Consider the following 25,613-nt stretch of genomic DNA (forward strand, 5'->3'; position numbering starts at 1 on the left):
TATGGCCCCTGCCCCCGGCTTTCAGCGGGGGTCAGATATGCAGCGCCCCGTCATACGCGGCCAGTACGGCCTCGTGCATGGTCTCCGAGATGGTGGGGTGCGGGAAGACCGTTTCCTTCAGTTCGCCATCGGTCAGCTCACCCGTGCGGGCAATCACGTAGCCCTGGATCATCTCGGTTACTTCCGCGCCAACCATGTGGGCGCCAAGCAGTTCACCGGTGGCGTCATCAAAGATGGTCTTGACCATGCCCTCGGGCTCGCCCATCGCAATCGCCTTGCCATTGCCGATGAACGGGAAGCGGCCGACGCGGATCTTGTAGCCCGCCGCCTTTGCCTTCTCCTCGCTCAACCCGACGGAGGCCACCTGCGGGCGGCAGTAGGTGCAGCCGGGAATGTTCATGGGGCTGATCGGGTGCACTTCATGGCCCGCAATCAGTTCCGCCACCATCACGCCCTCATGGCTGGCCTTGTGCGCAAGCCAAGGCGGAGCCGCGATATCGCCAATGGCGAACACGCCCTTCTCGCCCGTGCGGCAGTAGGGATCGACCGTGATATGGGTGCGCTCCACCTTGATGGCCGTACCCTCGAGACCGATATTCTCGACATTGCCAACAATGCCCACCGCCGAGATTACGCGCTCAACCGTGATGGGCGTGGTCTTGCCACCTGCGCTCACCTCGATCGTGACCGAATTGTCGCCCTTGGTGATCTTGCCCAGCTTCGCCCCGGTCAGGATCTTCATGCCCTGCTTTTCCAGCGCCTTGCGGGCAAAGCCGCTGATCTCGGCATCTTCCACCGGCAGGATGCGGTCAGCCACTTCCACAATGGTCACCTCGGCACCCATGTTGCGGTAGAAGGAGGCGAACTCCACGCCAATCGCGCCCGAGCCGATCACCAGCAGGCTGCGCGGCATGGCCTTGGGCACCATGGCCTCGCGGTAGGACCAGACCAGCTTGCCGTCAGGCTCCAGACCCGGCAGGACGCGGGCCCGCGCGCCGGTGGCCACGATCACGTTCGGCGCGGTCAGCACGGTGGTTTCCCTGCCCTCCACGCTTACAGAGACCTTGCGGTTGGCGCCCGCCGTTCCGGCCAGCCTGCCAAAACCGTTGATAACCGTGACCTTGTGCTTTTTAAGCAGGTGGGCAACGCCACCCGAAAGCTGCGCCGAAACCGCGCGTGAGCGCTTGATCACCTTGTCAAAGTCAAAGCGCACGTTATCCGCCGCGAACCCGAACGCGCCAAGATTATGCAGCAGGTGGTTGATCTCGGAGGCGCGCAGCAGCGCCTTGGTGGGAATGCAGCCCCAGTTGAGGCAGATGCCACCAAGCTGGGAGGCCTCCACCACCGCAACCTTCAGCTTGAGCTGCGCCGCGCGGATGGCCGCGACATACCCGCCGGGACCGCCGCCAATGACAATGACATCAAACTGTGTGGTGCTCATTGAACGCGCTCCCTCAGACCACAAGGCTCATGGGGTTTTCGACCACCTTGCGGAAAGCCGAGACCCACTGCGCGGCCAGCGCGCCATCCACCACCCGGTGATCGACCGAAAGCGTTACGGTCATGACAGTGGCGATGGTGATCTCGTTGCCCTTGACCACCGGCCTGCGCTCGCCCGCCGCAATGGCGAGGATGGCCGCCTGTGGCGGGTTGAGAATGGCCGAGAACGCCTTGACCCCATACATCCCCATATTGGAGATGGAGAAGGTGCCGCCCTGGAATTCCTCCGGCTTCAGCTTGCCTGCCCGCGCGCGCGCCACGAGGTCGCGCGTCTCGAGGCTGATCTGGCGCAGGCTCTTGGTGTCGGCCTTGCGCACGATGGGCGTAATCAGCCCATCGGGGATGGAGACGGCCACCGAGATGTCCACGTCCTCATAGACCCGCACGGCCTCCTCGGTGAAGGACACGTTGACCTGCGGCACGCGGCGCAGCGTCACCGCCACGGCCTTGATGAGCATGTCATTGACGGAAATCTTGTACGCCCCCGGCCCCTCGTCGGGCGAGGCCGCGTTCATCTGACTGCGAAGCGCGAGCAGCGCATCAAGCTCCACATCCATTTCCACATAGAAATGTGGCACGGTGGACTTGGATTCCGTCAGCCTGCGCGCAATGACCTTGCGCATGGTGGTGTGCGGAATGCTCTCAAAGCCCGCTTCTTCCACCGTTGCGGCAGGCGCTGCGGCCTTGGGTGCCGGGGCAGTTGCCGCCTGCTCCACATCACGGCGCACGATGCGCCCGTTGGGGCCGCTGCCCTTGAGGGTGGCAAGATCAATGCCCTTCTGCGCTGCAATGCGCCGCGCGAGGGGGGAAGCAAACACGCGCCTGCCCTTCGTCGCGCCCGCCGGAGCGCCCTGTGGCGCCACTGCCGCAGCCGGAGCAGACGCCAAAACCCGCTCAGGCGCCGCAGCAGCAGGTGCTGGCGCCGGTGCATCCGGCACGCTTTCCCCCTGCGCCACCAGGATGGCGATGGGCGTGTTGACGGCAATGCCGTGCGTGCCGCCCGCGATCAGGATGCGGCCCAGAATGCCTTCATCCACGGCCTCGACTTCCATCGTGGCCTTGTCGGTCTCGATCTCGGCAATCACGTCGCCGGCTGCAATCGTGTCGCCTTCCGCCTTGAGCCAGCGGGCCAGCGTGCCTTCCTTCATGGTGGGGGAAAGGGCTGGCATCAGGATGTTGATGGACATCGCGCGTTCCCCTCACACAACCTGCCGGACGGCATTGATGATCCAGTCCGTATTGGGCAGGGCCAGTTTTTCAAGGTTGGCGGCGAACGGCATGGGCACATCGGCCCCCGCCACGCGCACCGGCGGCGCATCAAGATAGTCGAACGCATGCTCGATCACCTGCATGGCCACTTCCGCGCCAATGCCTGCAAACGGCCAGCCTTCTTCCACCGTAACGAGGCGGCTGGTCTTCTTCACGCTGTCCACCACGGTCTGAGTATCAAGCGGGCGGATGGTGCGCAGGTTGATCACCTCTGCCTCAATGCCCTGCTCGGCCAGTTTTGCCGCCGCCTCAAGGGCCACGCCCACCATGATCGAGAAGGTGACGATGGTCACGTCACGCCCCTCGCGCTCCACCTTGGCCTTGCCGATGGGCAGGATGAAATCCTCATCCACCGGGCACGGAAAGCGCTGGCCATACAGAATCTCGTTTTCAAGGAACACGACCGGGTTGGGGTCGCGGATGGCCGCGCGCAGCAGGCCCTTGGCATCCGCCGCCGACCACGGCGCCACCACCTTCAGCCCCGGCACATGGCCGTACCAGCTGGCATAGCACTGCGAATGCTGCGCCCCCACGCGGGCCGCGGCGCCATTGGGGCCACGGAACACGATGGGGCACGACATCTGCCCGCCCGACATGTAACGCGTCTTGGCCGCCGAGTTGATGATCTGGTCAATGGCCTGCATGGCGAAGTTCATGGTCATGAACTCGACAATCGGCCTGAGCCCGGTCAGGGCCGCGCCGATGGCCATGCCGGTAAAGCCCTGCTCGGTAATGGGGGTGTCGATCACCCGCTTCTCGCCAAACTGGTCGAGCAGCCCCTGCGAGACCTTGTAGGCCCCCTGGTACTGGGCCACTTCCTCACCGATCAGGAACACATCCTCATCACGCGCCAGTTCGGCGGCCATCGCGTCACGCAGCGCCTCGCGCACGGTGATCTCCTGGGTCTCGCCCCAGTCCTTTTCCGGCTGCGGGGCAACGGGGGCAGCCCCTGGCGGGGCCGCGACCGGCCCGCAGGAAGGCTGCGCTACAGCAGGTTCTGCCGCGGCCGTGGGCGCTGCGGCAGGCATGGCCGATGAATCCTCGCCTTCCGCCAGCAATACGGCGATGGGCGTGTTGACCGCGACATTCTCGGTGCCTTCGGGCACAAGGATCTGGCCAAGGGTGCCTTCATCCACGGCCTCGACTTCCATCGTGGCCTTGTCGGTCTCGATCTCGGCAATCACGTCGCCTGCGGTGATCGCGTCACCCGGCTTGCGCAGCCAGCGGGCCACCTTCCCCTCCTTCATGGTCGGAGAAAGGGCGGGCATGAGTATTTCTGTTGCCATTTCTAGATCAGCTTTCCACCAGTATGTCCGTCCACAGCTCCGAGGGGTCGGGCTCGGGACTGGTCTGGGCAAACGACGCCGCATCGGTCACAACCGCCTTGACCTGTTCGTCCATGGCCTTGAGTTCGTTTTCTTCCACGCCCATGGCCAGCAGCTCGCGGCGCACGCGGTCGATGGGGTCCTGGTTCTTGCGGATTTCATCCACTTCCGAGCGCTGGCGGTATTTCGCCGGGTCGGACATGGAGTGGCCACGGTAGCGGTAGGTATCGACCTCGAGCAACACCGGCCCCTTGCCCGCGCGGCAATGGGCCACGGCCTCGGCTGCGGCGGCGCGCACGGCCTGCACGTCCATGCCATCGACATACATGCCCGGAATGCCCCACGGCTCGCCATTGCGCCACAGCGCCTTGGAGGCCGAAGCCCGCTCAACGCTGGTGCCCATGCCGTAGCGGTTATTCTCCAGCACGAACAGGCAGGGCAGCCTGTGCAGGGCAGCGAGGTTGAAGCTCTCGTAAACCTGGCCCTGGTTGGAGGCGCCCTCGCCGTAATACGTGACCGAAACCTCGTCCGTGCCACGATACTTGTTAGCAAATGCCAGCCCGATGCCCAGCGAGACCTGCGCGCCCACGATGCCGTGGCCGCCATAGAAGTGCTTCTCGCTCGAGAACATGTGCATCGACCCACCCTTGCCGTGGGAGTACCCTCCCTCGCGCCCGGTCAGCTCGGCCATCACGCCGCGCGGGTCCATGCCGGCGGCAAGCATCTGACCATGGTCGCGGTAGGAGGTGATGATCTTGTCACCCTGCTTGAGTTCCATCTGGATCCCGACCACGACGGCTTCCTGCCCGATATACAGGTGGCAGAACCCGCCAATCAGCCCCATACCATAAAGCTGGCCCGAACGCTCCTCGAAGCGGCGGATCAGCACCATCTGATAATAGGCATGCTTCAGGTCGGCTTCGGTCATGGCGCGGCTGTTGTGGCCGCCCCCCAGGCCGGGATCGGTCTCGTTACTCATCGAACGTCCTTGGTTCATGGTGGCCGTGCCGCCACCCGCGCGGGGCAGGGCAGCCGTTGAGATTGCAGGGTGTAGCCAGTGTCATCAGGAACCTGATGCACGATCATAAGTGCCAGACGCGCCGCCGGATTTATGGATCACATGGATCTGACCAATTTCCATGTCACGCTCCACCGCCTTGCACATGTCATATAAGGTCAGCGCCGCGACGGAAGCCGCCGTCAGCGCCTCCATCTCCACCCCGGTCGGCCCCGTGGTGCGCACGCGCGCGGTAATCTCGATCCCCTCACCCGCCCCGTCCGGCACCAGCTCCACCTTGACGGAGGAAATGGCCAGCGGGTGGCAAAGCGGGATCAGGTCTGCCGTTTTCTTGGCCGCCATGATGCCCGCGATGCGCGCCGTGGCCAGCACATCGCCCTTGGGCATCGCACCCGCCAGGATCAGGCCCAGCGTCGCAGCGCGCATTTTTATGTGCCCATGCGCCACGGCCTCGCGGCGCGTGTCAGGCTTGGCCGAGACATCGACCATGACCGCGTGCCCCGCCGCATCGAGATGTGACAGGCGGGGTGCGGTCATGGCGTGCTCTCGGCGGGTGGAGCGGCCTCACCCGCGTCCGGGCTGGCCGGGGCGGTGGTGCCGAGCAGGGCATGCACGGCAGCCCCCACATCTTCATGCCGCAGCAGGCTCTCGCCCACCAGAAAACCCGATGCGCCAATGGCGTTGAGCTTCATCACATCGGCATGCGTGCGGATGCCGCTTTCGGATACGATAATCCGGTCGGGCGGCACCAGCGGGGCAAGGCGGCAGGTGGTTTCGATATCGGTCTGCAGCGTCTTGAGGTTACGGTTGTTGATGCCGATCAGCGAGGTATCGAGCGCCAGCGCGCGGTTGAGCTCGCCTTCATCATGCACTTCCACGAGCACGTCCATGTCGAGGCCACGGGCGATGTCGAGCAGCTCGGCGGCTTCGGCATCGGTCAGGATGGCCATGATGAGCAGGATGCAGTCCGCGCCCATCAGGCGGCTTTCATGCACCTGCCACGGGTCGATGATGAAATCCTTGCGCAGGATGGGCAGCTTGCAGGCCTCGCGCACGCGGGTCAGGTCCTCGGCGCTGCCGTGGAAGCATGAACCCTCGGTCAGGACGGAAATGCACGCCGCTCCCGCCGCCTCGTAGGCTTCGGCAATGACGGTGGGCTCGTAGTCGGGGCGCAGGATACCGGCAGAAGGCGAGGCCTTCTTGATTTCCGCGATCAGGCCGATCTGATGGTCGGCGGTCTTCTGCTTCAGCGCCTGGCCAAAGCCACGCGGCGGGGTGTTCACCTCACGTGCGCGGGCGGTGATTTCCTTCAGCGGCATGACCTTGGCACGCTGCGCCACGTCCACCCGGGTCCGTGCACAGATACGTTCCAGAACATCGGGGATGCTGTCCACATCCACGGGCTGGACACTGCCTGTCTGGGGGGGGGTCATTGGCGTGTCGTTCATGTTTTACCCTGTTACTCTGTTTGGCCCGTCTGCCCGGAACTGCCGGACAGCCTCCAGCACGGCCGCGACCGCGCCATTGTCGAGCACATCCGCAGCGAGGCGGATGTTCTCCTGCAGGGCGGCATAGTCAATCACGCCACCGTGCATGATATTGTCCCCTCGCCCCGCCACATGCAATGCCACGGCTGCATTGAGCAGCACGGTATCACGGTAGGCACCCCGCCCGCCTGCCGCAAGCGCGCGCAGGGCGGCGGCATTATGGGCGGATGCACCGCCCGCAATGGCCGCGATGGGGGCGGGCTGCAGGCCGGTCTTTCCGGGCTCGATGGTCAGGGTGTGGACCTGACCATTTTCCAGCACGCAGGCCTGTGTGGGGCCAGCGAGAGTCAGTTCATCAATAAAGCGCCCCTGTCCGCAATCCCCGCTCACCGCCCAGACCCGCTCGGAGCCGAGCGCGCGCAGGGTGCGGACCATGACATCAAGCCATTGCGGCGTGAACACGCCCACGAGCTGCCGCCTGACCCCGGCGGGGTTGGAAAGCGGACCGACAAGGTTGAAAATGGTGCGGAACCCCAGCGCGCGGCGCACCGCCCCCACATGACGCATGGCGGGATGATGGCTTGTCGCGGCCAGGAACGTCACGCCATACGCCGCCACCATCTGCCCGATCGGTGCGGCGTCAACGGGCATCGGCACGCCGAGTTCCAGCAGCACGTCCGTCGCACCCGAGCGTGATGACAGGGCGCGGTTGCCATGCTTGACCACCGGCACGCCAAGGGCTGCCAGTACAAAGGCCACGGCTGTCGAGACATTGAGTGTGCCCAGCCCGTCGCCGCCGGTGCCACATACATCAAGGGCGCCCTCGGGCATGCCGGGCACGGCCAGCATGCGCGCGCGCATGGCCTTTACGGCGGCCTCGAGCTCGACCACGCTCTCGCCGCGCATGTGCAGCGCGGTCAGGAACGCAGCCAGCATGCCCTCGCCCACCGCTCCATCCATAATCAGCCCGAAGGCTTCATCCGCCATCCCGGGCGACAGTTCGTGGCCTTCAAGCACCGCATCCACAACAGCCCGAAACGTGGCGGACGCTGCCGAAGGGTCAGCCGCGCGCCCGGTCATGACGCCTTCAAGCTCCACCGGGTCAGCGTGCAGCAGGCCGCGCAGGCGCAGCCCGGTGAGGAACGCGACCGCCGGAATTTCCGCCACCTGCCCGGCGCGCACCTGCCCCAGCCCGGCCTGTGCAAGTTCGGGCGACACGTCCCCCTGCCCCACGACACGGGCCAGAATATCCCTGAACGCGGCCTGCGGATCGGGGGCGTTGTCCATCGTGCTGCCCATATCGGCTCAGGCGGCCTTGCGCGGTGTGTTCCTGCCACGCGCGATGGACAGGAAATTGGCCATGATCTCGTGGCCATATTCCGAGGCGATGCTCTCGGGGTGGAACTGCACGCCAAAGATCGGCAGGCTGGCGTGGCGCAGGCCCATGATCACGCCATCGGATGTATGGGCGGTGGGTACCAGCGTATCGGGCAGGCTGTCGGGATCGACCGTCAGGCTGTGGTAGCGGGTGGCGTTGAAGGGATCGGGCAGGCCGGCAAAGACGCCGGTGCCATCATGATAGACCGGCGAGACCTTGCCATGCATGGGCATGGGCGCGCGCACCACCCTGCCACCAAACACCTGGCCGATGGCCTGGTGGCCAAGGCAGACCCCAAAGACCGGCACCCTGCCTGCGGCGGCGGCGATCAGGTCGCAGCAGATCCCGGCCTCGTTGGGCGAACAGGGGCCGGGCGAGATGACAATGGCCTCGGGCCCGAGCGCAAGCGCTTCTTCCACGCTGATGGCATCGTTACGGTACACATCGCATGTCTCGCCCAGATCACCGAGGTAATGGACGAGATTGAACGTGAAACTGTCATAATTGTCGATCAGGAGGATCATGGGCGTATCATGGCTTTTCCGCTGGGCCGGGTCAAACACTGTGGCCTGCCCCGGCATGTCTGGGCGCATCCTATCATGCACGCCCCTGCTATCAAATTGCCTTATGCACCCTCATCACTGGCAAAACGCACCGCCTCCTCCGCCGCGCGGAACAGGGCGCGGGCTTTCTGGCGGGTTTCCTCGTATTCCGCCTCGGGCACGCTGTCGGCCACCACGCCGCAGCCCGCCTGCACGTACATACGCCCGTCCCTGACCACCGCCATGCGCAGACCGATGCAGGTATCCATGTCGCCATCGGGGCCGAAATAGCCGATGCACCCGGCATAGGTCGCCCGGCGGGTGGGTTCCACCTCGTCAATGATTTCCATGGCGCGGATCTTGGGCGCACCGGTCAGCGTGCCTGCGGGGAAACCCGCCATCAGCGCATCAAGCGCCTCGAGCCCCGGCCTCAGAGTGCCCTCCACGTTCGAGGAAATGTGCATGACATGGCTGAAGCGCTCGATTACGAACTGCTCGGTTACCCTGACCGAACCGAGTTCGCACACGCGGCCCACGTCGTTGCGGCCGAGGTCGATCAGCATCAGGTGCTCGGCGCGTTCCTTGGGGTCGGCCAGCAGTTCCTCTTCCAGCGCCAGATCCTCCGCCGCGGTGTGGCCACGCGGGCGGGTGCCCGCCAGCGGGCGCACGGTCATGGTGCCCTCACGCAGGCGCACCAGAATCTCGGGCGAGGAACCGACAAGGCTGAACCCGTCAAGGTCGAGATAGAACAGGAAAGGCGCGGGGTTGATGCGCCGCAGCGCACGGTACAGCGCGAAAGGCGGCAGGGTGAAGGCCGCGCTGAAGCGCTGGCTCGGCACGATCTGGAACGCATCACCCGCCGCAATGTATTCCTGCAACTTCCGCACGATATCGCAGAACGCCTCACGCGACAGCGTGGATTGCGGCACCGGCGCCTCGATCGCCCCCGCAGGCGCATCGGGCAGTTCCACCGGGGTGGAGAGTGCCGCGCGGGCCTGCTGCAGGCGGGCCTGCCCCTCTTCCCATATGGTCTCGGGCGTGACACCGGGCCGGGGGCGCAGCGGACTTGCCAGCAGCAGTTCATCGCGCACGGTGTCGAATATGGCGAACAGGCCGGGGCGGATGAGAATGCCTTCGGGCAGGTTCAGGTCATCGGCGGGCATGTCGGGCAGGTGCTCGACCTGGCGCACCATGTCATAGCCCAGATAGCCAAATACCCCGCCGGTCATGGGCGGCAGGCCCTCGGGCAGGTCGATGCGGCTTTCGTGCAGGATGCGCCGCAGCGAGACCAGCGGAGCCTCGGCCTCATCCGTAAAGACATGGGCGGGGGCTGCGGGGTCAGTGCACACGCTGGCCCTGCCGTCATGGCAGCGCCAGATCAGGTCGGGCAGCAGGCCAATGACCGAGTAGCGCCCGCGCGAGGTGCCCCCCTCGACACTTTCAAGCAGGAAGGCGTTATGCCCGCCATTGCCGCCGCCATGGCTGCGCGCCAGCTTTGCCAGCCGCAGGAAGGCCGCGACCGGCGTGAGCAGATCAGCGGGCTCGACACGCCACGCCACACTGGCCTGCCCCGCCCGCAGGCTGGCCAGCGCCGCGTCGCGCCCGGCCTGAGGGAGAAGGGAACCAGAGCCTGCTGCCTGTGCGCTCACTGTGCTGCTCCCGTATTCTGCTGGCCGGTCACTTCCGCCATGACCGCCTGAATCGCGCCATTATTGGGCTTGGGCTTGATGATGCCCTCAAGCGCCGCGCCATAGCTCATTTCAATATCATCGCCCATCGACTGGTTCAGCCCGGCACGCACCTGGTCATACAGGTTCTTCTGGGTGACCGGGTCGGGGTGGTTGATGGCGGTGAGCGTGGCCACGACATACGCATCGCCCGCCTGCGTCATGACACTCTGCCCCGGCTGCGACAGGCGGAAGATCAGGGCTGCCACCTCACGCGGGATTTCAGGCGCGGGCTGCATGGGCGAGATCGGCTGGCTGTGCTCAAGCCCGGCAATGGCGGGGCTGACATGGCCCAGGCCGCCCTGAGCCGTGGCCTGCGTGTAATAGGCAGTGGCCTGCTGGTCTGCCATGTGGCGACGGGCCGCTTCCTGCCATGCGGCCGCAACCTTCGGCCCGGCCTCGGCCAGGGTCTGCACATGGCCCGGCGTTACGCCATCAACCGCCACAGCATACCATACGCCATCAGGCCCCGCCACCAGCTCGGGGTTCGCCCCTTTTGCCTGCGAGAACACGCGCGCGATGATCGCCTGCCGGGCGGCGTCGCTGCCGGGAATGGGGGCGGGTGTGCCCTCATGGGTCAGGCCCCGGGCATCAAGATCGCCCGAAACGGCGGTGGCGGCCAGATCGGTGGGAATGGAGTCAAGCCCGCCGCCTGCAATCGCATCCTGCAGCTTCTGCACCCGGTCGGCGAGCAGCGCCCTGGCGCGCTCATGCGCGAGCCTGTCGTGCAGGGCCTGCTTCACCTCATCAAAGGGCGTGAAATGCGCGGCATTGATGGCTGTCACGCGAAAGACCACCCAGCCGCCCTCGCTCTTGATGGGACCCTGCGTTGCATCGGCGGGGGCCGCGAAGATCTGCTTGCCCAGATCGGCCGAGGGCACGTCACCAACCTTGATGCCCGGCAGTTCAACCGCCGCAGCATCCTTGCCCGCGTTTTTCTGCACGCTGGCCCAGGCGGCGCCATCCGTCCACTGCGCGGCGAGGGCCCTGGCGCGCTCCTCGGTCGGCACGGTCACGATCTGCACGTTGCGCCGCTCGGGCTGGTTGAAGGTCTGGGCCTGCGCCTCATAGGCCTGATGCAGGTCGGCATCGGTCACATCAAGCCGCTGGCCAATCGTATCGGCCGACAGCACAACAATGCGGGCATGCCTGTATTCCGGCACGGTAAATTCCCACGGGTGGTTGACCTGGTAGCGGGCCAGTTGCGCCGCGGTGGGGGTGGCGGCCACATTCTGCTCGGCAAACGGCACGCGCACGAGGTCGATGGTGCGGGTCTGGGCCTCGAAATCGAACACGTGGCGCACCATCACGTCCGGGGCGGCCACGCCATCACGAATCGGCTGAAGCAGAACGCGCGAGGCCTGTTCCTGCTGCACCAGTTCGATCAGGCGGCCCTCGGTCATGCCGGTGCGGCGCAGGCGGTCATTGAACAGGGCACGGTCGAACTGGCCATCGCGCCCCTTGAAGGCGGGGATGGAGAAGATTTCATTACGCACCACGGAATCGGGCACGATCAGGCCATGGCGGTCCGCCGCCTCGGCAATCTCGGCCTGCAGCATGAGGCGACCGAGCACCTGCTGGGCCACCTGCGCGCGCGTGGCGGGGGGAATCTGCGAGGGGTCGGTCAGGTGCATGGACTGCGCCACCTGCGGCATCTCGGTCTGCAACGCGTTCTGGTAGGTCTGCACCAGTATGGGGCGGTTGCCCACGCGGGCGGCCACATCGGCACGCTCACTGCCGATATTGAGCAGCACATCCCCCACGCCAAAACCGATGAAGGCCAGGAAGAACAGCCCGGCGACGATACGCCCCACCCATGAATCGACAAACACGCGATACAGAAAAGACAGCATGAAAAACCCTGCACCAGGACCAAGATAAAGGCGGACGGATCAGACCCGCGCACCCCGTACGCCGTGCGGGCGGCCCTGTTTTCCGGTCGGGCACCATACGGTCACGGGGGCGGTTTGACCAGCGCTAGCATGCATGCGGGCCGGCTGTGCCGCGCGCGCGGGTTGCAACGCCGCGACAGCCGTGGTGTAGGCTTGCCGCCATCATCGCCATGCCCCGTGCCGCCCGCAGGCCGCACGACCGGGCCATGGCCAGGAGGGGAAACATGAAACAGATCATTGTTGGCAACTGGAAGATGAACGGCCTGAGCGCGGATGCCGACGCGCTGGTGGAAGGGCTGGCCACGGACCTGGCCACCCTGGCCACCCGCGCCGATGTGGTGGTCTGCCCGCCCTTCACGCAGCTTGCCCGCCTTGCGCCCAAACTCAAGGCGGCAGGCATCGCATTGGGCGCGCAGGACTGCCACAAGGATGCATCCGGCGCGCATACCGGTGATATTTCCGCCCCCATGCTGGTCGATCTTGGGGTGGAATATGTCATCCTTGGCCACTCCGAGCGCCGCGCCGAGCACCATGAGCTTGACGAGACGGTGCGCGAGAAGGCGGTTGCCGCCATGGCGGCGGGCCTCACCCCCATCGTGTGCGTGGGCGAGAACGACGACCAGCGCTCATCGGGGGATTCGCAGGCGACCGTGGGCTGGCAGCTTGAAGGCTCGCTGCCGCAGGGCTTCAAGGGCATCGTGGCATATGAACCGATCTGGGCCATCGGCACCGGGCAGGCCGCATCGCAGCAGGATATTGCCGACATGTCCGCCTTTATCCGCGCCGAACTGGTGCGGCAGTTCGGTGAAGCTGGCAAAACGATCCGAATCCTTTATGGTGGGTCCGTTAACGCACGCAATGTCACCGATATCCTGCCTGTCGAACACGTTGACGGGGCGCTGGTGGGCAATGCCAGCCTGAAGGCCGAGTCCTTCGTGCCGCTTGTCCGCGCCGCCCGCGCATCGTGATTGCCGCGCGGCCTGCGGGGATCTACTGGAAAGACGCATGATTACAGTTCTTCTTCTACTGCACCTGTTCGTCACCATCGCGCTGATCGGCACCATCCTGATCCAGCGCAGCGAGGGTGGCGGGCTTGGAATCGGCGGCTCGCAGGGCATGGGCTCCTTCATGTCCGGTCGCGGCACGGCCACGCTGCTCACCCGCTCGACCGCGGTGCTCGGCACGGCGTTCATGGTGCTGTCGCTCACGCTCGCGGTCATGAACCGTGGCGCATCGAGCGGCGTTGGCCACGATATCCTGGCCCAGCCGCCCGCTCCCTCGGCCCCCGCAGGCAAGTAAGCCCGGCCCCTTTCGGGCAAGGGTTGCGCCCCCGCGCCCCGCATGTGCGGGCCGGGGGCTTTTTTATTTTTTCGATCAGCCCGCAGGTAGGCTTTGCGCGTAGGCTGCAAGCAGTGTAGGAAGGCCATCCATGACGCGGTTTGTATTCATCACCGGCGGCGTGGTGTCCTCCCTTGGCAAAGGCATCGCTTCGGCTGCCCTTGCTGCCCTGCTCCAGACCCGTGGCTATCGGGTCCGTTTGCGCAAGCTTGACCCCTACCTGAATGTCGATCCGGGGACCATGAGCCCCTATCAGCACGGCGAGGTCTTCGTGACCGACGACGGTGCCGAGACGGATCTCGACCTCGGGCATTATGAGCGCTTTACCGGCGTGCCCGCCACCAAGGCGGATAATGCCACCACGGGGCAGATCTATTCCGGCGTGATCGCGCGCGAGCGGCGTGGCGATTACCTCGGCGCGACCGTGCAGGTCATTCCCCACATTACCGACTCGATCAAGGAAACGATCGTGGCGGATACCGAGGATCTCGACTTCGTGCTTGTCGAGATCGGTGGCACGGTGGGCGATATCGAGAGCCTGCCCTTCCTTGAATCCATCCGTCAGCTGCGCAATGACCTTGCCCCTGACCAGACGATGTTCATCCACCTCACCCTGCTGCCCTGGATCGCGGCCGCGGGCGAGCTGAAAACCAAGCCCACGCAGCATTCGGTCAAGGAACTGCAGAACGTCGGCATCCAGCCGCAGATGCTGGTGTGCCGCTCGGATCGTGAAATACCGGAAAACGAGCGCCGCAAGATCGCCAATTTCTGTAACGTGCGCCCGCAGGCCGTCATTGCCGCGCGCGATGTGGACACGATCTATGCCTGCCCCATCTCGTATCATGCCGAGGGCATGGACACCGAGGTGCTGCACCATTTCGGCCTGCCGACCGATACGGCCCCCGACCTGTCGCGGTGGGAGAAGATTGTCGACGCCGTGCGCCACCCCGACCGCGAGGTGGTGGTGACGGTGGTGGGCAAGTACACCGCCCTGCTCGACAGCTACAAGTCGCTGATCGAGGCGCTGCAGCATGGTGGCATTGCCAACCGCGCGCGCGTGCGGCTGAACTGGGTCGAGGCCGAAAGCTTCGAGAAATCGGACGACGCGGTAAACATGCTGGCCCGCAGCGACGCCATTCTGGTGCCCGGCGGGTTTGGCGAGCGCGGCTCGGAAGGCAAGATCCGCGCGGTGCGCTATGCGCGTGAAAACAACATCCCCTTCATGGGCATATGCTTTGGCATGCAGATGGCGGTGGTGGAATGCGCGCGCAACCTTGCGGGCATTCCCGATGCGTCCTCGACCGAATTCGGGCCGACCGACCAGCCGGTCGTGGGCCTGATGACCGAATGGGCGCGCGGCAACGAACTGCTGCGCCGGCGCGAAGGCGGCGAGATGGGCGGCACCATGCGTCTTGGCGCCTACCCTGCCAAGCTGGCCGAAGGATCACGCGCGGCCGAGACCTATGGCCGCACCGACATCCGCGAGCGCCATCGCCACCGCTATGAAGTCAACGTGCATTACCGCGAGCAGCTGGAAAAGACCGGCCTGCGCTTTTCGGGCATGTCGCCTGACGATATCCTGCCCGAAGTGGTGGAATACCCCGACCACCCGTGGTTCATCGCGGTGCAGTACCACCCCGAGCTGCTGTCCAAGCCGTTTGACCCGCATCCGCTGTTCTCCGGCTTCATCAAGGCGGCGGTGGCGCACGCGGCAAGCAAGCGATGACAGCGCACGCCACGGTCAATATCGGCTCCCTCGCGGTCGGCAATGAACACCCGTTCGTGCTGATTGCGGGGCCGTGCCAGATCGAGTCCGCCCAGCATGCGACCGAGGTGGCCGATGCCCTGCACGGCATGGCCACGCGCCTTGGCATCGGGCTGATCTATAAAAGCTCGTTCGACAAGGCCAACCGCACCTCCATCAACGGGGCGCGGGGCGTGGGCATGGCGCAGGGGCTTGATATCCTGGCGCAGGTGCGCGCGCGTTTTGGCATGCCGGTGCTGACCGACGTGCACCAGCCCGAACAGTGCGCGCCGGTGGCCGAAGTGGCCGATGTGCTCCAGATCCCCGCCTTCCTGTGCCGCCAGACCGACCTGCTGCTGGCAGCGGGCCAGACCGGGGCTGCCATCAACATCAAGAAGGGGCAGTTCCTTGCCCCGTGGGATATGGCGAACGTGGCGGTCAAGGTCGCCTCGACCGGCAACGAGCGCATCATGCTGTGCGAGCGCGGCACGTCGTTTGGCTACAACACGCTGGTCAATGACATGCGCGCCCTGCCTATCATGGCGGGCACGGGCTACCCCGTGATCTATGACGCCACGCATTCGGTGCAGCAGCCGGGCGGGCTGGGTTCGGCCTCGGGCGGGCAGCGGGTGTTTGCGCCCATCCTGGCGCGCGCGGCCCTGGCCATTGGCGTGGCGGGCCTGTTTATCGAGACCCATCCCGACCCCGACACGGCCCCAAGCGATGGCGCGACCATGCTGCCGCTTTCAGCCATGGAAGACCTGCTCGGCACCCTGCTGCGCTATGACCAGCTGACCAAGCAGACCCCGCCGGACGAGATTCTTTAAACGCTCCTGCCCTTGGCCTCAAAAGTTTTTGGTGAAGCTTTTTTCAAAAAGGCAGCTCCCAAAAACTTTTACTATTCTTATCTCTGACAGTTAACGGCGCTACGCCAGCGCCGCCATGCGCTGAAGCACGGCGCTCCCTGCCTGCATGAAGGCCGCCGGGCTGAAGTGCCGCGCCACATAGGACCGTGCCGCCTGCCCCATGGAGGCAAGGCGTTCGGGCTGGCGCAGGGCCTGCTCGAGCCTGCCAGCCAGCTCATGCGGGCGACGGGGGCGGACATGCCAGCCGCTGACCCCTTCGGTAATGGAATGAGTCATCTCGCCCACCGCGCTGCCCAGCACCGGCAGGCCCATGTTCATGGCCTCGTGGGCGGCAATGCAGAACCCTTCCCGCCTTGATGGCTGGACATAGAGATGGCAGCCCCGCAAAAAGGCCGCCGTATCCTCGACATAGCCCGCGAAATGCACCTGATCCAGCCCGTGGCGCTGGCAGAAGCCCCGCAGCCGCGCATGTTCCGCTCCCTCGCCGCCTATGGTGACGCTGTAGGGCGGCAGGCCCGGCACGTCACGCAGGGCCAGCAGCGCGCGGAACAGCACGTCATACCCCTTGGATGGATCAAGCCGCCCCAACGAGCCGATCCGCACCACCTCGCCCGGCCGCCACGGTGCTGCGGGCGCCAGATCAGGGTCAATGCGGAAGATGGGCCATGACATCACCCGACCGGCAGGCAGGCGCAGGCGCTGGCGGGTCAGTTCGGTCACGTAGTCTGAATCGCCTACCCATAACCGGCTGCGGTTTTTCATCAGCCGCAGCAGCGCGAGGTTGGCTGGCTTGAGAAAAGCATTGTGCTGCCAGCTCACCACCGGAATGCCCTGACGCAGCCCCACAAGCTGCCCGAGCAGGGTCGCACGGGTCAGCGATGTCCAGATATGGGTCGGCTGTACCTGCCGCACCCAAGCATCGAGCCTTTGCAGCATCAGCGCGGGGGAGGACGTATCCCCGGCCAGCACGACCGGTGCCAGCCCGGCCTTGCGCAGGACAGGCATCGCACGGCCATTGCGCGGCGCAAGGGCAGCTACATCAACACTGTGTCCGTTGGCGCGGAACACCTCCACGATATCGGGTATGGGCAGGGCAGCGCCACCGCCCTCGAACGTGTTGATGACATAGGCGATCCGCATGACCCTCTCCTCCCACATCGATGGTCATGGGCTCTCTTGTTTCAGGCGGCGGACGTTTTACCATGCGAACAGGAATACACAATGTTCCGGACGGCACGGCTGGCAGGTGATGAACGCCGTATGCGGAACCTGCCCGATACAGGCATGGCCCCGTCACGCATCCGTTTTCTGTCAGGCACAGGCCAGGGCGGGGCTACGGCTTTCATGCCCGATCCGCGCGATATTGAAGGGCGTGGTCTGGTAGATCTGGTTGATCCAGTTGCCCGCCAGCAGGTGCGCGTGCGCGCGCCAGCGGTTGATGGGGCGCAGGGTGGGGTCATCATGCGGGAAGTAGTTGTGCGGCACCGCGATATCGAGCCCCCTCTCGCGATCGCGGAAATATTCATCGGCCAGCGAGGTGGAATCATATTCAAGGTGGTTGAACATGTGCAGCGCATGGTGGCGCGGATCATCAAGCAGGCACAGGCCGGTCTCGGGGCTTTCGGCCAGAACGGTCATGTCAGTCCTGTGCGGCAGGTCGGCGCGCCGCACCTCCGTCCAGCGCGAGACGGGAATGGACAGGTCATCGGCAAAGCCCTGCAGGTAGGGCGAGGTCGGAGCCAGGATGCGGTGGTCATACACCCCGAACGCCTTGCGGGCGAGCGCGTGCTTGGGCATGCCATGAAAGTGGTGCACCGCTGCCTGCGCGGCCCAGCAGATGTTGAAACATCGGTGCACGTTGGTCCGGGTCCAGTCGAACACGCGGCGCAGTTCATCCCAGTATGTCACGTCGGCAAAGGGCAGGCGCTCGACTGGCGCACCGGTAATGATGAAGCCATCGAAACGCGCGCTCCGCACATCCTCCCACGCACGGTAGAACGAGGTCATGTGACTGGCGGACGCATTACGCGGCACATGCCCGCTCATGCGCACCAGCGTGAGTTCGACCTGCAGCGGGGTTGCACCGATGAGGCGGGCGATCTGGGTCTCGGTGCGGATCTTGTTGGGCATGAGGTTGAGCAGCCCGATGCGCAGCGGGCGGATATCCTGCCGTATGGCGTCGGTCTCGCCCATCACCATCACGCCCTCGGCTTCAAGCGTGCCACGGGCGGGGAGATCATCGGGTATTCTTATGGGCATTGCCGCGTCCATCCTCAATTACGAGGGGCATGACGCGCTACGTGGCATGATCCGCTTGGTTGCCGGTCTGGCCACATCCTCCCTTGCGGGAGCGCCACCTTGCCCGGCACGGCAGGTTGGCGTTGGGCGTCGCCCCAACTCCTGATGCAGGCCGCGCTTTTACGTGTTTTCCGTTACGATTGCAAGACCATGCGCACAGGTGCCATGTGTGGCGTGCCTCACATCTGCGCCAGCGCTGCCCCCCTCCCCGGCCCGCAGCGCCTGCGTTCAGGCATGAGACAGGATGCTCTGGCGGATCATCTCCGATGGCTGCGGGCGACCGAGCAGGAAACCCTGCACCTGGTTGCAGCCAAGCGCGTTGAGGTGCGTCCACTGGTCGTGTGTTTCCACGCCTTCCGCCGTGATGGGAATGTCCATGCTCTGGGCCAGGCTGATGATGGCGCGGATGATGCCCGCAGCCCCGCGCTCGGGCAGTTCCTGCACGAACGAGCGGTCAATCTTGATTTTCTGGAAACGAAACGAGCGCAGGTAGCCCAGCGAGGAATAGCCGGTGCCGAAATCATCAAGCACGATGCTGCACCCGATCTGGCCCAGCCTGTGCAGGATGTCGCGATTGGTGGCGCTGTTCTGCACGAAGATGTTTTCGGTAATCTCGACCTCAAGCCGCGCTGGCGCCAGACCTGAGCACGCCAGCGCTCCTTCCACAATGCTCAGGAAGCGCGGATTGCGTAGCTGGATGGGCGAGACATTGACCGCAATACGCACCTGCTCGGGCCAGCCTGCCGCCTCGAGGCAGGCGGCCCGCAGCACCCATTCGCCCAGATCGTGGATCAGGCCGTTCTCTTCCGCAAGGCCCACGAACTGGTCGGGCGGGATCATGCCGCGCTCGGGGTGGTGCCAGCGCACCAGCGCCTCACACGCGCTGATGCGGTTGCCCGGCATGGAATAGAGCGGCTGGAAGTGCAGCGTCAGCGCATTGCCCGCAATGGCCGCGCGCAGCTCGTTGCCCAGGCGCGCGCGGGTCTGGATTTCATCGCGCAGGTCGGCATCAAAGAACTGGAAGCCGTTGCGCCCGAGCGACTTGGCGCGATAGAGCGCAATATCGGCATGCTGGAGAAGGATCTCGGCACTGTCGCCATCCTGCGGGTACAGCGCGGCACCGATACTGGCGCCAATGACGATATGGTGTCCGTCGATGATGTAGGGCCTGCTTGCGGTCTCGACAATCTCTCGCGCGCGGCCGGTCAGTTCGGCGGGGTCAGGCACATCGGGCCAGATGATGGCGAATTCGTCTCCACCCAGCCGCGCCACAAGGTCTTCGGGGCGGCTGCATGCCAGCAGGCGGGCGGAGACCAGCCGCAGCAGCGTATCGCCCGCCGCGTGGCCATACACGTCATTGACGGTCTTGAAGTAATCCAGGTCGATGCACAGCAGCGTCGCGCTCAGGCCGGGGGCGCAGAGGGTCTCGAGCCGGGCGGAGAACAGGGCACGGTTGGCAAGGCCGGTCAGCGGGTCGTAATGGGCAAGCTGCTCGACACGGTGCTGGGCGTTGCGCTGTTCGGTCACGTCATCGGCCACGCACATCTCCCACCGTGCGCCGCCACGCTCATCGGTAATGGTGACATGGCGGGTGGCAATGGCGCGCGCCGTGCCATGGTGGTCGCACAGAACCTGCTCCGTCGCCTGCTCGCGCCCTGCCGCGCGGCTGAGCAGCAGGTGGCCGATCTCGTCAGCATCGAATACATCATCGACCTTGCGCTCAAGCAGCAGGTCGCGCGTGCAGCCCATCATCTCCTCGGCCGCGCGATTGACCAGCACGGGGTGGTCATCGCGCGTGGAGCGCACGATCAGGGCGGAGGGAATGTTCTCGACAATGGTGTCGATGAACAGCTTGTCACGCAGAATGCGTTTATTGGCCCGGCGCAGGTCTTCCGCCGCCGCCTTCAGCCCCGAGGCGGAGGCCACGGCGTGGGAATGCGAGGCGTTGATCAGATCCAGCGCCGAGCCCGTGCCGTGATAGCGCCCCGCCTTCGTTACGATATAGCCGCGCATGAGGTCGGAGGGCTGGGTCATGAGCGCGCGCGCCGTAAACTCGGCGGAGGGAATATTGGCATCGATCATGACCGGGCGGTCATCCATCAGCAGCGCGACGGGGCGGCGGTTGAACAGCGCATGGCCAAACCGGCCCGATACCTTGAGGAAGAAGGCCTGCCGCTCCACCAGGCCCACCGGCGCGTCGTGTTCATCCACCACCGCCACCAGCATCAGCGCCGGGTCATTGTGAAACAGTTCGAACAGCCGCTCGCCCAGCGCATCCGGCCTGAGCACCGGCCCCTGACATGCAATATCGCCCATGGTCATGAAGGCCGACGGGGCTGGCGGGGCGGCGATATCGTTCATCATGCAATGTTCCACGTCTATTTCAAAGCGGAGGGCGCCATGCCTGCATCAGTATTCAACATGCCAGCCTGCCCCACCGGCCTGAAAACCGGGGCCGCGCAATCGATGTACGGGCACATCATGATGTTGCAGCAAACCGGCAGGCCATAATTCATCATTCCTTAACCACGGCCCCTTCATCTAGCCGCCCCGCCTGACCACATGTGTTATATTTTCAATACATTTTTATTATGCTTTTATGAACAGAACCAAAAAACACAGTATAGATCAGCCATTAATACAATATCCCGCTCCCGGCCTCCTGCCAGCCCGCCTTATTTGCGCCATGCCGCTGCCCCACGCTGGCCCGCGTGGCGGGCAGGACGCATGGCCTCGATCAGGCACGATTGTTTATATAAACGCCTGCCCGCGCGCCTGCGTTGTATGCAAGCAGGCGCGAAAGCCCGCGCAGGATTGGTCAGGAGCGAGAAAGAACCCATGAAGATAGCCCAGTGGATGCAGCATTCCGGTGTCGCGTTTGGAACGAGCGGCGCGCGCGGCCTTGTCAGCGCGATGAAGGATTCGGTCTGCTTCGCCTACACGGTGGGCTACCTGCGGCACCTCGCAAGTCTGGGCGAGTTCGCGCCGGGTGCTGGCGTGGCCGTGGCGGGAGACCTGCGCCCGAGCACGCCGCGCATCCTGCGCGCCTGTGCCGCCGCGATCCGTTACATGCACGGCGTGCCGGTCTTTTGCGGTTATGTGCCCACGCCCGCCTTGTGCCTGCATGCGTTTGCGCGCGGCATGCCCTCGCTCATGGTCACGGGCAGCCATATTCCGGCCGACCGCAACGGCATCAAGTTCAACCGCGCGCGCGGCGAGTTCCTCAAACCAGATGAGGCCGCGATGCGCGAACTTGACGTCAATCTGCCCGAAGGCTGGTTCGATGCCGAAGGCACGCTGAGCGCACCACCTGACCTGCCGCCCGTGACCGATGTGGTGCCCGGCTTCGTGGCCCGTTACCGTGACTTCTTTGGCGCCGATGCGCTGGCGGGGCTGAAACTGGGCATCTATCAGCATTCGGCCGTGGGGCGCGACGTGCTGGTGCAGATTGTCGAGGCCCTTGGCGCGACCGCCGTGCCACTTGGCCGCATGGACAGCTTCATCCCCGTCGACACCGAAGCCGTCCGCCCCGAGGATGCCGCCCTTGCCCGCGAGTGGGCCGCCGATGGCGCGCTGGATGCCATCCTGACCACCGATGGTGATTCCGACCGCCCCCTGCTGGCCGACCGCCATGGCGCGTGGCTGCGCGGCGATGTGCTGGGCATTCTGGCCGCACGGTTTCTGGCCGCCCGCGCCGTGGCAACGCCGGTCAGCAGCAACACGGCGCTGGAGCAGGCAGGCTTTGCCCATAAGGTGCAGCGCACGCGCATCGGTTCGCCCTATGTGGTCGCGGCCATGACGCAGGCCGCGGGCGATGGACACGAACCCTCGGTCGGTTATGAAGCCAATGGCGGTTTTCTGCTGGCAAGCCCGGTCACGCGCGGCGGGCGCACGCTGGCGGCCCTGCCCACGCGGGATTCCGTGCTGCCCATGATCTGCGCGCTCGTGGCCGCGCGCGAGGCAGGCACCGACCTTGCCGGGCTTGTCGCCACCCTGCCCCGCCGCTTTACGCTGAGCGACCGCCTGAAGGACATGCCCACCGAGCAGAGCGCCGCCCATATCGCCGCCCTGCGCCGCAACCCGGCACAGGGGGCAGATACGCTGGGCCTGACCGGGGCCTGCGGCCCGCTGGCTCATGTGGATGAAACCGATGGCCTGCGCATGACCTTTGCGGGCAGCGAGGTCATTCACCTCCGCCCTTCAGGCAACGCGCCGGAACTGCGCGTGTATGTGGAGGCCGCCAGCCCCGAACGGGCGGCACTGCTCCTGCACACGGGGCTTGAGGCCGTCAGCGCGTGGCGCTGAGCATACGGCCCGCACAGGATTGAAGCCCCCGCCTTCCATGGCGCGGGGCTTCCAACTCCGGGCATTCGGGACCACAATGGGGCCAGCCGTCATGACCCGCCATGGCGCATGACACCTGATTTTTCCCTGCAATGAGCTGCCAGGACCTTCGCATGCCCCACCCCGCCCCCCTGCCCGCGCCCTGCCTACGACGCCCCTGCCGGCGCGCCATGGCAGGTGCCCTGCTTGCCGCCCCGCTCATGGTGGCCGGGGCCTGCGCCGCACAGGCTGCAGGCTGTAGCGACCTGGCCCGCCACGTCCTGCCTGACGCCACCTTCACCACCGTTGAAACGGTAAAGGCCGGAAGCTGGCACGCGCCGCAGGACCAGCTCAGCCACATCATGTCGACCCCGGGCATGAATCTGGCCGGGCACCCGACCGAGGCGGCGAACCCCACCTTCTGCCGCGTGGCCATGACCCTGCACCCGACGGCGGATTCCCACATCCGCACCGAAGTCTGGCTGCCACTCAAGGGCTGGAACGGCAGATTGCTGGGCGTGGGTAATTTTGGCTGGGCCGGCTCGCTCATGTATGACGGCATGGCCACCGGGCTGAGCGAAGGCTATGCGGTGGCCAGCACCGATACCGGGCATGACAGCGCCACGCCGGAGGGCCAGGGCGGCCGCTTTACGCTGGGCCACCCCGAAAAAATGATCGACTACGCCTACCGCGCCGACCACCTGATGACGGTCGCGGCCAAGGCGCTGGTCAAAACCTTTTATGGTCACGAGGCCACGCATGCCTACTGGATCGGCTGCTCGCTCGGCGGCCTGGAAGGGCTGATCGAGGCAAAACGCTACCCCGAGGATTATGACGGCATCGTAGCCGGTGCGCCGCCCAACCCGATTGTCAGCTTCAATGCCGAACAGCTCTGGGCGGGGTGGATGAGCTATCATGACCCCGCGCTGCGTGTATCACACGACAAGTTCCGCCTGCTCAATACGGCGGTGATGAATGCCTGCGCGGGACCGGTGGGCAAAAAGCAGGGCTTTGTGGATGAACCGGACCGATGCACCTTCAGGCCCGAGCAGATCCTGTGCAGGACCGGCGCCAATACCGCCAACTGCCTGACCGCCGATGAAGTACGCGCCGCGCGCAACATCTATCAGGGCCCCGTTGACCCGCAGACGCACACGGTCATCTTCCCCGGCCCGGCCAAGGGCAGCGAGTATGGGTTCTCGGCTGATGGCAAGGCCTTCCCCGTAGCGCTCGACCTGTTCAGATACGCGGCCTTCCAGAACCCTGACTGGGACTGGACCACCCTGAAATGGGATACCGACATACAGGACGCCACCCGCAAAATCGGCCCGCTCCTGCATGTGGATGACAACCTCACGCCCTTCCTCGCCCGTGGCGGCAGGCTGCTGCTTTATATCGGCTGGAATGACGGCCATAACCCCCAGCAGCTCGCCTCCTACTATCAGGCCGTGCAGCGCCACGCGGGGGCTGCCGGGCATGACGGGGTCAGGCTTATCACCATTCCCGGCATGGAGCACTGCCACGGTGGCGCCGGGTGCGACACCTTCAGCAAGCTCGGCGCAATCGATAACTGGGTCAGCCACGGGCAGGCGCCTGACATGATCGTTGCCGCCCGCGTTGACGAGGGAAAAATCGTGCGCACCCGCCCGCTCTGCGCCTGGCCCGCCGTTGCGCGTTATAATGGGCAGGGCGATATGGATGATGCCCGCAGCTTTGCCTGCGTTCCCCCCGGCGCGAACTGATTTTTACAATGTTTTCAGAGAACGCCGCCTTTTTCAAAAAGGCGGCGCTCTCTGAAACTTCAGTTATTTTTTCAATACTCTTTTCAGTTTTTGAGAATAACCCACTCACCCTCGACCTTTTTTACCGGCACGGTGGCCTCGCGCACGTCGCCTTGCGCGTTTTTCAGCGTGATCTTGCAGGTGTAGATGGAGTCATCGCCTTCCTTCGTGTGGCAGTCGCTATCAACAACCTTGACCTGCGGGTTCTGTGACACGAGCGGGTTGGGCCGCCCGATCAGCTCCATGCTGAGATGGTTCGCCTGATCGAGTTCCTGCTTCATGCTCTTGTCCAGCGCCGTCTGTATGTCGCCCGTCGAAGGGCCGCCGCAGGCCGTCAGCGCCAGCACGGGAAGCATCACCAGGCAGTAACGCAGGGACTTAACTGAAAAACGCATGGTAAGTTCTTTCATGGGCAGGAATTGAGGCCGTGCTTATGATAAAGGTGCCCATAGATGTCAATAAACCAGGCTTTACGCCTGATCATCCGACAGGCACTGGCCATTCTTTATCAAGACCCATGCCACTATTCACCATGCCCGGCCGGAGAACATGATGACAGCAGACCACGAACACACTGAAGCCACGCCGGGCAAACCGGAAGGCGATGATGCTCCCCTTGAAAACGGCGGCAAAAAGGGGTGGCTGAAATCAAAATTCGCCTCGGTAGCCGAAAAAACGGGCAAGGTCCGGAACGGGGTGAAAGACTATTACAGAAGCGACGCCTCGCAGGAGAAGATCCAGTGGCTGCGGAACAGGACCCTGTCCATCAAGGATTCTGAACTGCTGGAAAAATATGGCCCGCTGATCGAGCGGACCATCCGGCAGGTCGCTTCTTCCGCCGCGTTCGATATCCTTGCCGATGAACTTATCATCGCCCGGTTTGCCGATCTGGTCATTGCGCACCTGCCGCCACATATCCAGCTTGTCCTGCGCAAGACCCGTATGGACAGGCTGCTGACAGCCGCCCTGTCGCGCGCCAAGGAGCCGATCCTGCGCAGGATCGCAGCCATCCGCCTGAACGGCGCGCCCGCGGCTGACGCCATGAAAACCCGACCGATCGGGATTGAATCCAGCCCCGCTACAAGCGAAAAAGACGGAGAGCAGAAATAAAAAGCGCTGTTCTGA

General features: G+C 64.9%; 21 protein-coding genes and 1 riboswitch. Of the genes, 7 read left to right on the forward strand and 14 right to left on the reverse strand.

Features of this window, described 5'->3' with window-relative positions; genetic code table 11:
* Positions 1-31: 31 nt before the first annotated feature.
* From lpdA to CDI09_RS06665, 10 genes are all read right to left on the reverse strand, one after another.
* On the reverse strand, positions 32-1,441 hold the full coding sequence (gene lpdA, locus CDI09_RS06620; RefSeq protein ID WP_078524303.1) for a dihydrolipoyl dehydrogenase: 1,410 nt from the start codon (positions 1,439-1,441) through the stop codon (positions 32-34).
* 13 nt (positions 1,442-1,454) lie between these two features.
* Complete coding sequence (locus CDI09_RS06625; RefSeq protein WP_078524304.1) at positions 1,455-2,687, reverse strand: pyruvate dehydrogenase complex dihydrolipoamide acetyltransferase; 1,233 nt, start codon at positions 2,685-2,687, stop codon at positions 1,455-1,457.
* Between the two features lie 12 nt (positions 2,688-2,699).
* Positions 2,700-4,055 carry a pyruvate dehydrogenase complex E1 component subunit beta gene (locus CDI09_RS06630; RefSeq protein ID WP_078524305.1) on the reverse strand — a complete coding sequence of 452 codons (1,356 nt, stop codon included), beginning with the start codon at positions 4,053-4,055 and terminating at the stop codon, positions 2,700-2,702.
* 7 nt (positions 4,056-4,062) lie between these two features.
* Entirely contained in the window at positions 4,063-5,022 is a 960-nt protein-coding gene (pdhA, locus tag CDI09_RS06635) for a pyruvate dehydrogenase (acetyl-transferring) E1 component subunit alpha (protein ID WP_236944706.1), read from the reverse strand.
* Between the two features lie 135 nt (positions 5,023-5,157).
* Entirely contained in the window at positions 5,158-5,649 is a 492-nt protein-coding gene (gene moaC, locus CDI09_RS06640) for a cyclic pyranopterin monophosphate synthase MoaC (RefSeq protein ID WP_078524307.1), read from the reverse strand.
* On the reverse strand, positions 5,646-6,545 hold the full coding sequence (gene trpC / locus CDI09_RS06645; protein ID WP_078524308.1) for an indole-3-glycerol phosphate synthase TrpC: 900 nt from the start codon (positions 6,543-6,545) through the stop codon (positions 5,646-5,648). Before trpC ends, moaC begins: the two co-directional genes overlap by 4 nt.
* Before the next feature lie 18 nt (positions 6,546-6,563).
* Positions 6,564-7,898 (reverse strand): anthranilate phosphoribosyltransferase, encoded by a 1,335-nt coding sequence (gene trpD / locus CDI09_RS06650; RefSeq protein ID WP_078524309.1) that lies wholly within the window; start codon positions 7,896-7,898, stop codon positions 6,564-6,566.
* A gap of 6 nt (positions 7,899-7,904) precedes the next feature.
* On the reverse strand, positions 7,905-8,501 hold the full coding sequence (locus CDI09_RS06655; protein ID WP_078527651.1) for an anthranilate synthase component II: 597 nt from the start codon (positions 8,499-8,501) through the stop codon (positions 7,905-7,907).
* A gap of 101 nt (positions 8,502-8,602) precedes the next feature.
* A complete protein-coding gene (trpE, locus tag CDI09_RS06660) occupies positions 8,603-10,168 on the reverse strand; it encodes an anthranilate synthase component I (protein WP_078524310.1) in 1,566 nt (521 codons plus the stop codon).
* A complete protein-coding gene (locus CDI09_RS06665; protein ID WP_078524311.1) occupies positions 10,165-12,099 on the reverse strand; it encodes a peptidylprolyl isomerase in 1,935 nt (644 codons plus the stop codon). Before CDI09_RS06665 ends, trpE begins: the two co-directional genes overlap by 4 nt.
* Positions 12,100-12,362: 263 nt before the next feature.
* Between CDI09_RS06665 and tpiA the strand changes: the two genes are divergently transcribed.
* From tpiA to kdsA, 4 genes are all read left to right on the forward strand, one after another.
* Positions 12,363-13,106, forward strand: coding sequence for a triose-phosphate isomerase (tpiA, locus tag CDI09_RS06670; protein WP_078524312.1), 744 nt, complete (start codon positions 12,363-12,365; stop codon positions 13,104-13,106).
* A 37-nt stretch (positions 13,107-13,143) separates the two neighbouring features.
* The gene (gene secG, locus CDI09_RS06675) at positions 13,144-13,437 is read left to right on the forward strand and encodes a preprotein translocase subunit SecG (protein WP_078524313.1); all 294 of its coding nucleotides are present in this window, start codon (positions 13,144-13,146) and stop codon (positions 13,435-13,437) included.
* Between the two features lie 130 nt (positions 13,438-13,567).
* On the forward strand, positions 13,568-15,202 hold the full coding sequence (locus tag CDI09_RS06680) for a CTP synthase (RefSeq protein ID WP_078524314.1): 1,635 nt from the start codon (positions 13,568-13,570) through the stop codon (positions 15,200-15,202).
* Entirely contained in the window at positions 15,199-16,047 is an 849-nt protein-coding gene (gene kdsA, locus CDI09_RS06685) for a 3-deoxy-8-phosphooctulonate synthase (RefSeq protein ID WP_078524315.1), read from the forward strand. The genes CDI09_RS06680 and kdsA overlap by 4 nt, the downstream gene beginning before the upstream one ends.
* 99 nt (positions 16,048-16,146) lie before the next feature.
* On the opposite strand, the gene CDI09_RS06690 is transcribed toward kdsA, so the two are convergent.
* The 3 genes from CDI09_RS06690 to CDI09_RS06700 all read right to left on the reverse strand — a co-directional run bounded on the left by CDI09_RS06690 (position 16,147) and on the right by CDI09_RS06700 (position 20,748).
* On the reverse strand, positions 16,147-17,226 hold the full coding sequence (locus CDI09_RS06690) for a glycosyltransferase family 4 protein (protein ID WP_078524316.1): 1,080 nt from the start codon (positions 17,224-17,226) through the stop codon (positions 16,147-16,149).
* 171 nt (positions 17,227-17,397) lie between these two features.
* Positions 17,398-18,345: a homoserine O-succinyltransferase gene (locus CDI09_RS06695; protein WP_078527653.1), complete on the reverse strand. Its 948-nt coding sequence runs from the start codon at positions 18,343-18,345 to the stop codon at positions 17,398-17,400.
* Between the two features lie 45 nt (positions 18,346-18,390).
* A riboswitch (SAM-I-IV-variant riboswitch) is annotated at positions 18,391-18,498 on the reverse strand.
* 114 nt (positions 18,499-18,612) lie between these two features.
* Positions 18,613-20,748, reverse strand: a complete 2,136-nt coding sequence (locus CDI09_RS06700) for a putative bifunctional diguanylate cyclase/phosphodiesterase (RefSeq protein WP_078524317.1) — start codon at positions 20,746-20,748, stop codon at positions 18,613-18,615.
* A 492-nt stretch (positions 20,749-21,240) separates the two neighbouring features.
* Between CDI09_RS06700 and CDI09_RS06705 the strand changes: the two genes are divergently transcribed.
* Both CDI09_RS06705 and CDI09_RS06710 read left to right on the forward strand, forming a co-directional pair.
* Positions 21,241-22,689, forward strand: a complete 1,449-nt coding sequence (locus tag CDI09_RS06705; protein WP_205836686.1) for a phosphomannomutase — start codon at positions 21,241-21,243, stop codon at positions 22,687-22,689.
* A gap of 131 nt (positions 22,690-22,820) precedes the next feature.
* Complete coding sequence (locus CDI09_RS06710; RefSeq protein ID WP_078524319.1) at positions 22,821-24,449, forward strand: tannase/feruloyl esterase family alpha/beta hydrolase; 1,629 nt, start codon at positions 22,821-22,823, stop codon at positions 24,447-24,449.
* A gap of 83 nt (positions 24,450-24,532) precedes the next feature.
* Here CDI09_RS06710 and CDI09_RS06715 read toward each other — a convergent pair whose 3' ends face one another.
* Positions 24,533-24,883 (reverse strand): hypothetical protein, encoded by a 351-nt coding sequence (locus CDI09_RS06715; RefSeq protein ID WP_146220811.1) that lies wholly within the window; start codon positions 24,881-24,883, stop codon positions 24,533-24,535.
* 154 nt (positions 24,884-25,037) lie between these two features.
* Here CDI09_RS06715 and CDI09_RS06720 point away from each other — a divergent pair, with 154 nt between their 5' ends.
* Positions 25,038-25,598 carry a hypothetical protein gene (locus CDI09_RS06720; RefSeq protein ID WP_110571219.1) on the forward strand — a complete coding sequence of 187 codons (561 nt, stop codon included), beginning with the start codon at positions 25,038-25,040 and terminating at the stop codon, positions 25,596-25,598.
* Positions 25,599-25,613 lie beyond the last annotated feature (15 nt).

This window comes from Komagataeibacter nataicola (assembly GCF_003207795.1).
Taxonomy (GTDB): domain Bacteria; phylum Pseudomonadota; class Alphaproteobacteria; order Acetobacterales; family Acetobacteraceae; genus Komagataeibacter; species Komagataeibacter nataicola.

What these genes read in the sequence shown, in the direction of transcription:
- CDI09_RS06680 (WP_078524314.1), top strand. Translation starts at nt 13,568, where the DNA reads ATGACGCGGTTTGTATTCATCACCGGCGGCGTGGTGTCCTCCCTTGGC.
- tpiA (WP_078524312.1), top strand. Translation starts at nt 12,363, where the DNA reads ATGAAACAGATCATTGTTGGCAACTGGAAGATGAACGGCCTGAGCGCG.
- kdsA (WP_078524315.1), top strand. Translation starts at nt 15,199, where the DNA reads ATGACAGCGCACGCCACGGTCAATATCGGCTCCCTCGCGGTCGGCAAT.
- CDI09_RS06700 (WP_078524317.1), bottom strand. Translation starts at nt 20,748, where the DNA reads ATGATGAACGATATCGCCGCCCCGCCAGCCCCGTCGGCCTTCATGACC.
- CDI09_RS06705 (WP_205836686.1), top strand. Translation starts at nt 21,241, where the DNA reads ATGCAGCATTCCGGTGTCGCGTTTGGAACGAGCGGCGCGCGCGGCCTT.
- secG (WP_078524313.1), top strand. Translation starts at nt 13,144, where the DNA reads ATGATTACAGTTCTTCTTCTACTGCACCTGTTCGTCACCATCGCGCTG.
- CDI09_RS06720 (WP_110571219.1), top strand. Translation starts at nt 25,038, where the DNA reads ATGATGACAGCAGACCACGAACACACTGAAGCCACGCCGGGCAAACCG.
- trpC (WP_078524308.1), bottom strand. Translation starts at nt 6,545, where the DNA reads ATGACCCCCCCCCAGACAGGCAGTGTCCAGCCCGTGGATGTGGACAGC.
- CDI09_RS06655 (WP_078527651.1), bottom strand. Translation starts at nt 8,501, where the DNA reads ATGATCCTCCTGATCGACAATTATGACAGTTTCACGTTCAATCTCGTC.
- CDI09_RS06665 (WP_078524311.1), bottom strand. Translation starts at nt 12,099, where the DNA reads ATGCTGTCTTTTCTGTATCGCGTGTTTGTCGATTCATGGGTGGGGCGT.
- trpD (WP_078524309.1), bottom strand. Translation starts at nt 7,898, where the DNA reads ATGGGCAGCACGATGGACAACGCCCCCGATCCGCAGGCCGCGTTCAGG.
- CDI09_RS06715 (WP_146220811.1), bottom strand. Translation starts at nt 24,883, where the DNA reads ATGCGTTTTTCAGTTAAGTCCCTGCGTTACTGCCTGGTGATGCTTCCC.
- CDI09_RS06695 (WP_078527653.1), bottom strand. Translation starts at nt 18,345, where the DNA reads ATGCCCATAAGAATACCCGATGATCTCCCCGCCCGTGGCACGCTTGAA.
- moaC (WP_078524307.1), bottom strand. Translation starts at nt 5,649, where the DNA reads ATGACCGCACCCCGCCTGTCACATCTCGATGCGGCGGGGCACGCGGTC.
- lpdA (WP_078524303.1), bottom strand. Translation starts at nt 1,441, where the DNA reads ATGAGCACCACACAGTTTGATGTCATTGTCATTGGCGGCGGTCCCGGC.
- CDI09_RS06625 (WP_078524304.1), bottom strand. Translation starts at nt 2,687, where the DNA reads ATGTCCATCAACATCCTGATGCCAGCCCTTTCCCCCACCATGAAGGAA.
- CDI09_RS06710 (WP_078524319.1), top strand. Translation starts at nt 22,821, where the DNA reads ATGAGCTGCCAGGACCTTCGCATGCCCCACCCCGCCCCCCTGCCCGCG.
- pdhA (WP_236944706.1), bottom strand. Translation starts at nt 5,022, where the DNA reads ATGACCGAAGCCGACCTGAAGCATGCCTATTATCAGATGGTGCTGATC.
- CDI09_RS06630 (WP_078524305.1), bottom strand. Translation starts at nt 4,055, where the DNA reads ATGGCAACAGAAATACTCATGCCCGCCCTTTCTCCGACCATGAAGGAG.
- CDI09_RS06690 (WP_078524316.1), bottom strand. Translation starts at nt 17,226, where the DNA reads ATGCGGATCGCCTATGTCATCAACACGTTCGAGGGCGGTGGCGCTGCC.